At 51.3% G+C, this 12,826-nt stretch carries 13 protein-coding genes; 6 read left to right on the forward strand and 7 right to left on the reverse strand.

Annotated features, from left to right (window positions below):
- Positions 1–5: 5 nt before the first annotated feature.
- Together glnG and ACH0VJ_RS21020 are read left to right on the forward strand one after the other, a co-directional pair.
- Positions 6–1,415, forward strand: a complete 1,410-nt coding sequence (gene glnG / locus ACH0VJ_RS21015; protein ID WP_001188782.1) for a nitrogen regulation protein NR(I) — start codon at positions 6–8, stop codon at positions 1,413–1,415.
- 112 nt (positions 1,416–1,527) lie between these two features.
- Positions 1,528–1,638: a YshB family small membrane protein gene (locus ACH0VJ_RS21020; protein ID WP_001578131.1), complete on the forward strand. Its 111-nt coding sequence runs from the start codon at positions 1,528–1,530 to the stop codon at positions 1,636–1,638.
- Between the two features lie 89 nt (positions 1,639–1,727).
- Here ACH0VJ_RS21020 and hemN read toward each other — a convergent pair whose 3' ends face one another.
- The 3 genes from hemN to ACH0VJ_RS21035 form a co-directional block, all read right to left on the reverse strand.
- Positions 1,728–3,101, reverse strand: a complete 1,374-nt coding sequence (gene hemN / locus ACH0VJ_RS21025; protein WP_000003528.1) for an oxygen-independent coproporphyrinogen III oxidase — start codon at positions 3,099–3,101, stop codon at positions 1,728–1,730.
- Positions 3,102–3,289: 188 nt separating this feature from the next.
- Positions 3,290–3,805 (reverse strand): Der GTPase-activating protein YihI, encoded by a 516-nt coding sequence (gene yihI / locus ACH0VJ_RS21030; RefSeq protein ID WP_000743296.1) that lies wholly within the window; start codon positions 3,803–3,805, stop codon positions 3,290–3,292.
- A gap of 118 nt (positions 3,806–3,923) precedes the next feature.
- Positions 3,924–4,148 (reverse strand): hypothetical protein, encoded by a 225-nt coding sequence (locus ACH0VJ_RS21035; protein WP_001541209.1) that lies wholly within the window; start codon positions 4,146–4,148, stop codon positions 3,924–3,926.
- Between the two features lie 239 nt (positions 4,149–4,387).
- Between ACH0VJ_RS21035 and yihA the strand changes: the two genes are divergently transcribed.
- Positions 4,388–5,020 carry a ribosome biogenesis GTP-binding protein YihA/YsxC gene (yihA, locus tag ACH0VJ_RS21040; RefSeq protein WP_000183327.1) on the forward strand — a complete coding sequence of 211 codons (633 nt, stop codon included), beginning with the start codon at positions 4,388–4,390 and terminating at the stop codon, positions 5,018–5,020.
- Between the two features lie 334 nt (positions 5,021–5,354).
- Here the strand turns inward: yihA and polA are convergent, their stop codons facing one another.
- A complete protein-coding gene (gene polA, locus ACH0VJ_RS21045) occupies positions 5,355–8,141 on the reverse strand; it encodes a DNA polymerase I (protein WP_000249960.1) in 2,787 nt (928 codons plus the stop codon).
- Between the two features lie 387 nt (positions 8,142–8,528).
- Between polA and ACH0VJ_RS21050 the strand changes: the two genes are divergently transcribed.
- On the forward strand, positions 8,529–9,437 hold the full coding sequence (locus ACH0VJ_RS21050) for an acyltransferase (protein ID WP_000196890.1): 909 nt from the start codon (positions 8,529–8,531) through the stop codon (positions 9,435–9,437).
- Between the two features lie 12 nt (positions 9,438–9,449).
- Here ACH0VJ_RS21050 and dsbA read toward each other — a convergent pair whose 3' ends face one another.
- The 3 genes from dsbA to ACH0VJ_RS21065 form a co-directional block, all read right to left on the reverse strand.
- Entirely contained in the window at positions 9,450–10,073 is a 624-nt protein-coding gene (dsbA, locus tag ACH0VJ_RS21055; protein WP_000725364.1) for a thiol:disulfide interchange protein DsbA, read from the reverse strand.
- A gap of 16 nt (positions 10,074–10,089) precedes the next feature.
- Positions 10,090–11,076, reverse strand: coding sequence for a serine/threonine protein kinase (locus ACH0VJ_RS21060; protein ID WP_000999264.1), 987 nt, complete (start codon positions 11,074–11,076; stop codon positions 10,090–10,092).
- A gap of 76 nt (positions 11,077–11,152) precedes the next feature.
- The gene (locus ACH0VJ_RS21065) at positions 11,153–11,422 is read right to left on the reverse strand and encodes a YihD family protein (RefSeq protein WP_000649858.1); all 270 of its coding nucleotides are present in this window, start codon (positions 11,420–11,422) and stop codon (positions 11,153–11,155) included.
- Positions 11,423–11,491: 69 nt separating this feature from the next.
- Between ACH0VJ_RS21065 and mobA the strand changes: the two genes are divergently transcribed.
- Together mobA and mobB are read left to right on the forward strand one after the other, a co-directional pair.
- Positions 11,492–12,076, forward strand: a complete 585-nt coding sequence (gene mobA, locus ACH0VJ_RS21070) for a molybdenum cofactor guanylyltransferase MobA (protein ID WP_001046884.1) — start codon at positions 11,492–11,494, stop codon at positions 12,074–12,076.
- Positions 12,073–12,588, forward strand: a complete 516-nt coding sequence (gene mobB / locus ACH0VJ_RS21075; protein WP_072208510.1) for a molybdopterin-guanine dinucleotide biosynthesis protein MobB — start codon at positions 12,073–12,075, stop codon at positions 12,586–12,588. The genes mobA and mobB overlap by 4 nt, the downstream gene beginning before the upstream one ends.
- Positions 12,589–12,826: the final 238 nt, after the last annotated feature.

The following is a 12,826-nucleotide window of genomic DNA, read 5'->3' on the forward strand; positions in this document are numbered from 1 at the left end:
TGTTTATGCAACGAGGAATAGTCTGGGTCGTCGATGATGATAGTTCCATCCGTTGGGTGCTTGAACGTGCTCTCGCCGGGGCAGGGTTGACCTGTACCACCTTTGAGAATGGTAATGAAGTACTGGCTGCGCTGGCCAGTAAAACGCCGGACGTCTTGCTGTCGGATATCCGAATGCCGGGAATGGACGGGCTGGCGCTATTAAAGCAGATTAAACAGCGTCACCCGATGCTTCCGGTCATCATTATGACCGCGCATTCCGATTTAGATGCCGCCGTGAGCGCCTATCAGCAGGGGGCGTTTGATTATCTGCCTAAACCGTTTGATATTGATGAAGCCGTCGCTCTGGTCGAGCGCGCGATTAGCCACTATCAGGAGCAGCAGCAGCCGCGTAATATCGAGGTTAACGGCCCGACAACAGACATGATAGGCGAAGCGCCCGCCATGCAGGATGTGTTTCGCATTATTGGTCGGCTGTCGCGTTCTTCGATTAGCGTGCTGATTAACGGCGAATCAGGAACCGGGAAAGAACTGGTCGCCCATGCGCTTCACCGCCATAGCCCACGCGCCAAAGCGCCGTTTATCGCACTCAATATGGCGGCCATCCCGAAAGATTTGATTGAATCCGAACTGTTTGGCCATGAGAAAGGCGCTTTTACCGGGGCGAATACCATCCGGCAGGGCCGTTTCGAGCAGGCTGACGGCGGCACGCTGTTTCTGGACGAAATTGGCGATATGCCGCTGGATGTCCAGACTCGTCTGTTACGCGTGCTGGCTGACGGACAGTTCTACCGCGTGGGCGGGTACGCGCCGGTAAAAGTCGATGTGCGCATTATCGCCGCCACCCACCAGAACCTCGAACGACGCGTTCAGGAAGGGAAATTCCGCGAAGACCTGTTCCACCGCCTGAACGTGATTCGTATCCATCTTCCGCCGTTGCGCGAGCGCCGTGAGGATATTCCGCGCCTGGCGCGCCATTTTTTGCAGGTCGCCGCCCGTGAATTAGGTGTGGAAGCCAAATTATTACATCCGGAAACCGAAACGGCGTTAACGCGCCTGGCATGGCCTGGTAACGTGCGTCAGTTAGAAAATACCTGCCGCTGGCTCACCGTCATGGCCGCCGGACAGGAGGTATTGATCCAGGATTTACCGGGCGAACTGTTTGAAGCCTCGGCGCCGGATAGCCCGTCCCACCTGCCGCCGGATAGCTGGGCTACATTACTGGCGCAATGGGCGGACCGCGCCTTGCGATCCGGTCATCAAAACCTGCTTTCTGAAGCGCAGCCAGAACTGGAGAGAACGCTACTGACCACGGCGTTACGCCATACGCAGGGTCATAAACAGGAAGCCGCCAGGCTGCTCGGTTGGGGGCGAAACACCCTAACGCGGAAGTTGAAAGAGCTGGGAATGGAGTAAACATTACCCGCGAGTGTAAAGATTAATAATTGAGCGCAAAACGCTGCTATTTTGCGCTTTACTGTTCCGATGAGTTCAGTATGATCATGCCCGGCAAACGGGGGGATTCATTATGTTAGAATCTATTATTAATCTGGTATCGAGTGGAGCGGTCGACAGCCACACGCCACAAACTGCGCTAGCCGCCGTGTTGTGTGCCGCGCTGGTGGGACTGTTCAGCTGACAATGTGCCGGATGGCGCTAATGCTTATCCGGCCTACAGGTTGTCGCAACGTGTAGGCCCGGTAAGCGCAGCGCCACCGGGCAACCCGGCTAAATGACGCGCGAGAACTGCTGCATCCGCGCTTTCTGGCGCAGATACGCGTCAAAGCACATGCAGATATTGCGGATCAGCAAACGACCTTTCGCCGTCACCTGAATTCCCTTCTCGCTAATATCCACCAGCCCATCTTTCGCCAGCGGCGACAGTAACTGCAAATCTTCGGCAAAATACTCAGCGAAATGCAAACCCCACTGCTGTTCGACAGCGTTAAAATCCAGGCGGAAGTTACAAATCAGCGCCTTGATAACATCGCGACGAATGCAATCATCACGGGTCAGCGTAATACCACGCCATAGCGCATTGCCCCGCTCATCCACTTGCTGGTAATAACGCTTCAGCTCTTTCTGGTTCTGCATGTAGCCATCGCCAATCATGCTGATAGCAGAAACCCCCATCCCCAGCAGATCGGTATCGCCCTGGGTCGTATAGCCCTGAAAATTACGGTGCAGCACGCCTTCGCGCTGCGCGACGGCCAGTTCGTCGTCCGGACGGGCAAAATGGTCCATCCCGATAAACTGATAACCAGCCTGAGTAAGCGATACGATGGTCTCCTGCAAAATATCCAGTTTCTGCTGCGCGCTGGGTAAATCGGCATCTTTAATTTTACGCTGGGCGGCAAAAAGCGTTGGCAGATGCGCATAGTTAAAGACGCTCAAACGATCGGGGTTCAGTTCCGTCACACGCTTCAGCGTGAAAGCGAAGCTTTCCGGCGTCTGTTTCGGTAGACCGTAGATCAAATCGATATTGGTCGAGGTAAAGCCGATATCGCGGGCGTGATTAAGCAGCGCAAAGATGAATTCTTCATCCTGCTCGCGGTTAACCAGGCGCTGCACCTCTTTATTAAAGTCCTGCACGCCCATACTCAGGCGGTTAAAACCTTCCGCACGTAAATGATCGAGCACATCCAGCTCAATTTCACGGGGATCGACTTCGATCGAGATTTCCGCGTCGGTATTAAAGTGGAAATTTTCACGCAACAGCGTCATTAAGCGGCTGATTTGCGCTTTATTCAGGTAAGTAGGCGTACCGCCGCCCCAGTGAAGCTGGCTGACATGACGGTTTGCAAACAGCGGCGCGCGATGACGAATTTCCTGCTCAAGCGCGTCAAGATACTGGTCAGCTTTATGCTGTTGGCGGGTGACAATCTTGTTGCAGCCGCAGAAATAACACAACTTGTGACAAAACGGGATATGCACATACAGCGAGAGCGGACGTTCAGGATAACGCGCCACAGCCTGCAAGAATGCGGCGTCCTCGAAGTCTTCAGAAAACTCCAGCGCGGTTGGGTACGAGGTATATCGTGGCCCGGAATAGTTATATTTCTGGATCAGGGCCAGATCCCAGTCTATTTGCTGTTCAGACATGCTCACTCCTTCCGATGGCGTCTCTGGCGGGTACGGCGTACCGGCTTCACGCCATGACGGGCGGCAAGCCGGCTGCGCAGCCATTTCTGTCGCCGCGACAATCGCTGTAGTTTAACGAATAACCACACCAGATAACATATAACCGGAAGGGTTATAAGCAGGACGGGCAAGCCCACGGTGTAAACCCGTTAGTTGCCGCCTCTTAGCAGGCGCATCATATCTTCCTGCTTCTCGTCCTCTTCGTCGTCTTCTTCGTCGTCATCGTAAGACAGACCAAGCTTCTGCATCAGTTCATCAATACGATCCAGTTTGGCATCTACCCAGGCTTGATCTTCCGCACTCAGGGTTTCGCCCGCTTCCAGACGTTCTAACAGCGCATCCAGGCGCTCATCCGTTTCCAGTAAATCCAACTCCGTCTGCGGTGAAAGCATAGGTTTCTCACTTTTCGGTTTATGCTGTTGGGTCACTTTTTCAGTCACGCCCAATGGAACAGGTGTTTTACTGCCAATACGTGGATCTTTTTGTTGATTCTGATTGCCGCCGCCCGAAGCGGAATTGCCGCCCGCCGCGCGACTTCCCGGCGCATGACCGCGATGTTTTTTCAGGCGTTTACGGTCGCGCGCCTCCTGGTTTAACTCTTCACGCGTTTTACGACGCTGTTTGCCAAAGGCTTTACTGCGCGGTGCAGAGGTTGGTTTTTTCATGATGTCAGATCTTTAAGCCGTTTTATTCAGTATAGAATTGAGGCGGAATCTAGCAGAAAGCAAGCAAAGAAAAAAGGCGACAGAGTAATCTGCCGCCTTTTTTCTTGACTCACGACCCTTAACGGGTTCCACCATCCCTGTTGGCTATCAACACGCCCTGTTTTTCCCTTAGCCTGGAACATTCCATGTTGTTTCCATTTCCTTTTACTAACGTCTCCGGACGTTTGTCTTCCTGACAATCCTGTGTCTTCGCCTCCTGGCGCTCCTGACCCTCATCCTGAGTCGTTGATCCTGTTAGCGTCCTCGCTATGTGCATTACTTTACTCTTTTGGGGTAAACTCACAAGATACCGACACGGCAAATCCCTTTTTTTCAGACAATTACCTTTCTATAAATTCATGATTTAACTATATTAACTGGCTTTGAGCCTGACAACGACTCTGTCATGTCGCATAAGTGCAATGGTCAATGTCTCACAAAGCGTATGGCTTTTACTTACAGCACCGCCGCGCCGAAAAATCCGTCTTTTGCTGGCGTTCAGGTATAATCGCCACAATGCTTTGACTGACGGAGACGACCGCTTTGACTAACCTGAATTATCAACAGACGCATTTTGTGATGAGTGCGCCTGATATTCGCCATTTACCTTCCGATTGCGGAATTGAAGTGGCTTTTGCTGGCCGTTCCAATGCAGGCAAATCCAGCGCCCTGAACACATTGACCAACCAAAAAAGCCTGGCGCGCACCTCTAAAACGCCGGGCCGTACCCAATTGATTAACCTATTTGAAGTCGTAGATGGCAAACGGTTGGTCGACCTGCCGGGCTATGGCTACGCGGAAGTCCCGGAAGAGATGAAACGCAAGTGGCAACGCGCGCTGGGGGAATATCTGGAGAAACGTCAAAGCCTACAGGGCTTAGTCGTTTTAATGGATATCCGCCATCCGTTGAAAGACCTCGATCAGCAGATGATCCAGTGGGCTGTAGAGAGCAATATCCAGGTTCTGGTTCTGCTGACCAAAGCGGACAAACTGGCCAGCGGCGCGCGCAAGGCGCAGTTGAATATGGTACGTGAAGCCGTGCTGGCTTTTAATGGCGATGTGCAGGTAGAAGCGTTTTCCTCGCTGAAAAAGCAGGGAGTGGATAAGTTACGTCAGAAACTGGATAGCTGGTTTAGCGAACTGGCACCGGTCGAAGAGATTCAGGACGGGGAATAATCACCCGCTATGCCGGATGGCGCCGCTGCGCGTCTTATCCGGCCTACGGTGTGAGCGAAATTTTTCTTACGCCCAATAAAAAACGCCCCAGTCATAAACTGACTGGGGCGGCTAAAATATTCAGCCAAATCCGATTACGTGAAGTAAAAGGTCTGAAAGATAGAACATCTTACCTCTGTACCCTACGTGAATAACTTTACTCTTTTTTGAGCAACACAGAAAGACCTTTTCGTAATTTTTTTTCATTCTTTACATAGGGAATTCTAATACCCATCACAAAACCCCCGTGCTTATGTTGCTTAATTACGAAAAAAGCGCGTTATTCCTTAAATGCTTAGTGCGCTTGATCCCAATTTTCCCCGCTACCGACTTCCACCAGCAACGGCACATCAATACGCGTGCAGTTTTCCATCAACTGATGGATACGTTTTGCTACCGCATCTAAGTCGTCTTTATGCACCTCGAACACTAATTCATCGTGTACCTGCATAATCATCCGCACACGTGGCTGCTCGGCCTGTAGCCAGGCATCGACGGCAATCATGGCGCGCTTGATGATATCGGCAGCCGTTCCTTGCATGGGAGCATTGATCGCCGCGCGTTCCGCCCCCGCGCGCCGCGCCGCGTTGCTGGATTTAATATCCGGCAGGTAAAGGCGGCGCCCCTCCAGAGTTTCCACATAGCCTTGTTCTTTTGCCTGAGCGCGGGTGCGCTCCATATATTCCAGCACGCCAGGATAGCGTTCGAAGTAGAGATCCATATACTTCTGCGCCTCTTTACGCGGAATATTAAGCTGGCGAGAAAGACCGAAGGCGCTCATCCCGTAAATCAGGCCAAAGTTAATGGCTTTCGCACTTCGGCGCTGTTCCCCGGTCACGCTATCCAGCGGCAAGCCAAAGACTTCCGCCGCCGTTGCGCGGTGAATATCTTTCCCTTCGGCGAACGCCGTGAGCAGCCCTTTATCACGGGAAAGATGCGCCATAATACGCAGCTCAATCTGTGAATAGTCCGCAGATACGATGAGATAATCCTCAGGCGCAATAAATGCCTGACGAATGCGGCGGCCTTCTTCATTGCGCACCGGAATATTTTGCAGGTTCGGATCGGTGGACGATAAACGTCCCGTCGCCGTTACCGCCTGATGATAGGACGTATGGACGCGCCCGGTTTTCGGGTTAATCATCAGCGGCAGCTTATCGGTATAGGTGGATTTTAGCTTCGCCAGACCACGATACTCCAGAATCACTTTCGGCAGCGGATAGTCCAGCGCCAGCTCTTCCAGCACCTCTTCCGACGTTGACGGCGCGCCGCCAGGCGTTTTCTTCAGCGGCTTAATACCCTGCTTTTCAAACAGGATAGTCTGCAACTGCTTCGTCGAGGACAGGTTGAACGCCTCGCCCGCAATGTCATGCGCTTTCTTTTCCAGTTCCGCCAGACGTAGCGTGATTTCTTCCGAATGTTTGTGCAGGACGGCAGGATCGATTTTTACGCCATTGCGCTCAACGCGTGACAGTACAGGCACCAACGGCATTTCGATGTTTTCGAAAACATTCAGCGGGCCTTTGTGCTGCTGGAGCTCAGGCCACATTTTGAGATGCAACTGTAACGTGACATCCGCATCTTCTGCCGCATAGCGCCCCGCTTCCTCCAGTGCGATCTGGTTAAAGGTGAGCTGGTTTTTACCTTTACCGGCAATGTCTTCAAAGGTGATAGTTTTGTGCTTCAGCCAACGATCGGACAAACTGTCCATATCATGGCGTCCGGCGACGCTGTTCAGAATGTAAGACTCAAGCATGGTATCGAAGGCGATACCGCGCAGCTCAATACCGTAATTTTGCAAGACGCCGCGATCGTACTTGAGGTTTTGCCCCACTTTGCGCACTTTTTCATCTTCCAGCAGCGGCTTCAGCAGTTCCAGAGCACGCTGGCGGGAGATTTGATCCGGAGCGTCCAGATAATCATGTGCGACAGGTACATACGCGGCAACGCCAGGTTCGATGGCAAACGAGAGGCCCACCAGGTTGGCGGCGATATTATCCAGACTGTCGGTCTCCGTATCGAAAGCAAAAACGGGCGCTTTTTTCAGCTTTTCAATCCAGCTTTCCAGCGTAACGTCGTCCAGAATCGTGACATAATTTTCATAAGAGAGCGCCGCTGCCGGTTCGCTGGGCGATTCATCAATAACGACCGTTTCCTGCGGTTTGGCCGCCGGTTTCGCGCCCTTTGCCTGTAGCCACTTGCCTGACTCGACGTCCGCCGTCCAGCGCTTAAACTCATATTTTTTAAACAGGCCCAGCAGTTCATCCGCAATCGGCTGCTGCACTTCAAGCTGTTCGCAGGTCAGCTCCAGTTCAACATCCGTTTTAATGGTGGCGAGTTTATAAGACAGGTACGCTACGTCTTTATTCTGCGCTAATTTAGCGGCCATCGTTTTGGCGCCGCGGAAAGTGAGGCCGGCAATTTTTTCCGGCTCGGCGTACAGCGTATCCAGGCCGCCCAATCCCTGAAGCAAGGCTTGCGCCGTCTTCTCACCCACGCCTGGTACGCCTGGAATATTATCCGAGGAGTCCCCCATCAGCGCCAGAAAGTCGATAATCAGCTCAGGCGGCACACCGTACTTATTAACGACTTCATCCGGGCCGAGGATGGTGTTAGTCATGGTGTTGATCAGCGTAATATTCGGCGTCACCAACTGTGCCATATCTTTATCGCCGGTGCTGATTAATACCGGACGCCCCACCTTCTCCGCTTCTCGCGCCAGTGTACCGATAACGTCATCCGCTTCTACGCCAGAGACTGCCAGCAGAGGTAACCCCATGGCTTTAACCATGGCATGTAACGGCTCTATTTGCGCTCGCAGATCATCCGGCATCGGAGGACGATGCGATTTGTAGTGTTCAAAGAGCTCATCACGGAAGGTTTTTCCTTTGGCGTCAAACACCACCGCAGCATGTGTCGGCTGATACTGCATGATCAGGCTGCGCAACATGTTGAGGACACCATACATTGCGCCCGTAGGTTCTCCCGCGCTGTTGGTTAACGGCGGAAACGCATGATAGGCGCGATAGAGATAGGATGAGCCATCTACGAGAATAAGTGGGTTTTCTGGGATCTGAACCATAATGTCCGTGCCTGTTTAACAGATTATGGTTAAAGGATGCCACATACAGGAGGAAAACTTGAGTTTTTCGCCGCATTTGCGGAAAAGTTTTGTCGATCTTCAGGATCGCTCGCAAAACAACCTGTGGATAACTTTGTGTGTAAATTCTTACCATTACTTTAAAATCAGCGCGATAGCCTTCTCATCTTAATAATTAACCATTATTTTCAATGAGTTGTTAACATCACGTTTTTCTGATTATCTGATTCATGCCGTTATCATAATGTGGATAGTTGTTACGAGTGTTTCTATTTCACTCAGCGCCATCATTAGCATCGTTTTCTGATAGAATCAGCCTCTTGCGCCCTTTTCGCGCACCGTTTATGGCTAACTTTTGAATAATTTATTATGACGAGAATACTCGCGGCTATCACGCTCCCATTGAGTATCGTATTGACCATCCTGGTCACTATTGTTTGCTCAGTACCGATCATCATTGCCGGTATGGTAAAGCTTCTTTTGCCTGTTCCCGGTATCTGGCGCAAGGTCTCCATTTTCTGCAATTTCATGATGTATTGCTGGTGTGCTGGTCTTGCAGCGCTGTTACGCCTTAATCCGCACTTGCAATGGGATGTAGAAGGGTTAGAAGGGCTGAGCAAGAAAAATTGGTATTTACTGATTTGTAATCATCGCAGCTGGGCCGATATCGTTGTGCTTTGCGTTCTGTTCCGCAAGCATATCCCAATGAATAAGTACTTTCTTAAACAGCAATTGGCCTGGGTGCCGTTCATCGGCCTGGCGTGCTGGGCATTAGATATGCCGTTTATGAAGCGCTACTCCCGTAGCTACCTGCTCCGCCACCCCGATCGACGCGGCAAAGATGTTGAAACAACTCGTCGCTCTTGCGAAAAGTTTCGTCGGTATCCCACCACTATCGTTAACTTTGTTGAAGGCTCGCGATTTACGCATGAGAAACGTCAGCAAACGCATTCACCTTATCAACATCTGTTGCCGCCAAAAGCAGCCGGTATTGCAATGGCGATTAACGTTTTAGGCTCACAGTTCGATAAGCTGCTTAATATTACGTTGTGTTACCCAAACAACGATCGCCACCCTTTCTACGATATGCTAAGCGGTAGGCTGACGCGTATTGTTGTTCGGGTGCAACTGGAACCCATAAATGAAGAACTGCACGGCGATTACGTGAACGACAAAACATTCAAACGCCGTTTTCAACGTTGGCTTAATACGCTGTGGGATAAGAAAGATATACAGATAGAAGAGATTAAAACATCTTATAAAAACGCCGGTCAGTGACCGGCGTTCTTTTTATTTTTTATCAACCAAATATTTCACAGTATCAGCATACTGCTGAACAAAAACATCCATGCTGCTGGTATCCATGCCTTGTGGGTTAATCTGGTATTTGCCATTGACGAACATCGCCGGAACGCCCTGCAGTTGCAGGTCAGCCGCGGCTTTCTCCTGTTGCGCAACCAGTGATTTCACCACGAAGCTGTTCCATGCCGCATCGTAATCTTCGCCCTTGACGCCCGCATCAACGAACACTTTACGGATATCCGCGGCAGATTGTACTGTCTGGGTTTTCTGTACGGCTTCAAACAGCGGGACCGTGACTTTATCTTCTACACCCAACGCCATCGCCACCGCCCATGCCTGGGTGAGCTCCTTGCCCAACGGCCCCAGGAACTCAACGTGGTACTTGGTCATTTTGGTGCCTTCCGGCAGCTTTTTCTTCACATTGTCAGACACATGAAGCACTTCTTCAAACTGATAACAATGTGGGCAGTAGAAGGAGAAAAACTCCAGTACCTGGGGTTCGCCAGCGACCGGTTTATCCAGCGTGATATACTGTTTACCGTCGCTGATCTGTGCTGCCGAGGCGCTAAAAGCTAAAACCATACCAGCCAGCGCCAGCCAAATCTTTTTCATGATCAACTCTCTCCGATTAATACATTGGCGTTAATTGTAAAGGGGGTTCGTGCAAAATTTTAGTCTGCTCAATAAAAGTCGTTGTCTGTCGCTGCCAGTAATCTTCCCCTGTTAACCAGGGAAAGTTTTTTGGAAACGCAGGATCGCCCCAACGACGAATCAACCAGGCAAGATAATAAACTAAACGCATGGCGCGTAAAGGTTCAATGAGACCAATTTCAGCCGTATCGAACTCACTAACTTCTTCATAAGCTTCAATAATGGTTTCAAGCTGCATTCGCTGTTCGGCTTTGTCGCCGTTCAGCAGCATCCATAAATCCTGTATCGCCGGACCGTTACGGGCATCATCTAAATCGACAAACAGCGGTCCATCACGCCATAGAATGTTGCCGGCATGACAATCGCCGTGCAATCGCAGCGTGGCGAAATCGGTGCGCCAGCATTCGGTAACTGCAGACAGTAGAGTATCAGTGGCTTTCAGGAAAGCCGCTTTTTGCCCGGAGGGAATCAGTGCGGCATCTTCGAATACCTGGCGAGGTTCAAAAAGATACTCTGCAAGCCCAATGTCAGGCCGGAAAGTGAAAGGACGTTTTCGCCCCGTCTGATGCAATCGGCCAAGATAACGCCCTACCGCCTCCATCTGATCGATATTGTCTGCTTCAAACTGACGACCGCCTACGCTGGGGAAAATGGCATAATGATAGCCCTGATGCGCTAACAGTGTCTGGCCATTAAACGCGAGCGGAGCAGCAACCGGAACCTCATCCTTCACCAGTTCAAGCGCGAATTGGTGTTCTTCCCGAATTTGATCAACAGACCAGCGTTCAGGTCGATAAAACTTAACGACAAAACGTCGACGGTCTTCATCCTGAAACTGATAGACGCGGTTTTCATAACTGTTTAGTGGAGTCAGCCCGGAATCCACCCTGATCCCCTGTTCAAACAGCGCATCCATGATGGTTTCCGGGTGTAGCGTCTGGAAAGTAAAAGCGTTGTCGTTCATCCCATCATCCGGAAAATACTACGAATGATTCAGGATATCATTTCGTGGCGATTTCGGTGGCGCCGCTTACAAGGTTTTACTCTTTAATAACGCCGCGGGCGCGTAAAAGCGCCGTTTTAAAGTCCTCTTCATAGTCTTTTTGAATCCCTGGAATGGCGGCGTCTTTGGCGGAATCGCGCATTTTCAGATGGTAGATCAGGATATCATCAGTTAAATCTTCCAGTTTGCCGTCAAAACCTGACTCTTTCGCCAGTTTCTGCAAAAATTGCGTCAGATTAAGATCAGGCTCTTTCTGCCAGGCTGGCTGGAGGAGTTCAATGACTTCATTCAGGCGTTTACATTTCATAGCTGTGCTCCTTATTCTTGATACAGACACGGTAGCAGGGTCAATCCCACAATAAAAGAGGCGATATCGGTGAATCTGGATGAAGTAATAACCGGCGTGGTGCTGGCAGGCGGTAAAGCCCGGCGGATGGGAGGTGCGGATAAAGGTCTGCTTGAACTGGACGGGAAACCGCTCTGGCGGCACGTTGCCGATGCGCTCGCGCCGCAACTGGCTACGGTCGTCATTAGTGCTAATCGCCATCTGGATATCTACCAGGCCAGCGGCCTGAAAGTCATTCCGGATTCAATCGCTGACTTTCCCGGTCCTCTGGCGGGTATGCTTTCCGTTTTTCAGCAGGTAGCAGGCGACTGGTTTCTGTTTTGCCCCTGTGACAATCCCTGTATCCCCCACACCCTGGTCGATCGTTTAGCAACGCAGCGTCATGGCGCACCCGTGGTTTGGGTTCATGATGGAGAGCGCGATCATCCAACGATCGCGTTGATTAATCGTGCCGTTGAGCCCCAGTTGACAGCTTATTTGCAAGCAGGCGAACGGCGAGTAATGATTTTTATGCGCCAGGTAGGCGGACACGCCGTTGATTTCAGCGATTGTAAAGAGGCATTTGTGAACGTCAACACGCCGGAGGAACTCGCGCAATGGCAAAAGAGACCATGATACCGCTACTCGCCATTGCCGCGTGGAGCGGCACGGGAAAAACAACACTGCTGAAAAAACTGATCCCAGCACTTTGTGCGCACGGTATTCGGCCAGGGCTGATTAAGCATACCCATCATGATATGGATGTTGATAAACCGGGTAAAGATAGCTACGAATTACGTAAGGCCGGGGCGACACAGACGCTGGTTGCCAGTCAGCAGCGCTGGGCGTTAATGACTGAAACGCCGGGGCAAGAAGAGTTGGATCTGGCATGGCTGGTGAGCCGGATGGATGCATCAAAGCTGGATATGGTGCTGGTAGAAGGGTTTAAACACGAGGCAGTTGCGAAGATCTTACTTTTTCGTCAGGGATGTGGGCACAGCGAGGAAGAATTAATTCTTGATGAGCATGTTATTGCAGTTGCCAGTGATATTCCACTTGCCGTAGCGGTACCCGTTTTGGATCTTAATGATGTATCGCAGATTTCTGCCTTCATTTTGCGGTGGTTAGAGAAAGCACGTTCCTTGTAGGCCGAATAAGGCGGAGCCGCCATCCGGCGGTGCCGGTTGCCTGATGGCGCTGCGCTTATCAGGCCTACATTTTTACAGTTACCACACACGCAAAGAAGCCCGTCCGTCAGAACGGGCTTCTTCACTTGTCTGATGCCTGGCAGTTTATGGCGGGCGTCCTGCCCGCCACCCTACGGGCCGTTGCTGCGCAACGAGTGCTCACCGACAGACCACAGATAAAACAAAAGGCCCAGTCTTT

It is taken from the genome of Salmonella sp. 2020_1459, assembly GCF_043847915.1.
GTDB classification, from domain to species: Bacteria; Pseudomonadota; Gammaproteobacteria; order Enterobacterales; family Enterobacteriaceae; genus Salmonella; species Salmonella enterica.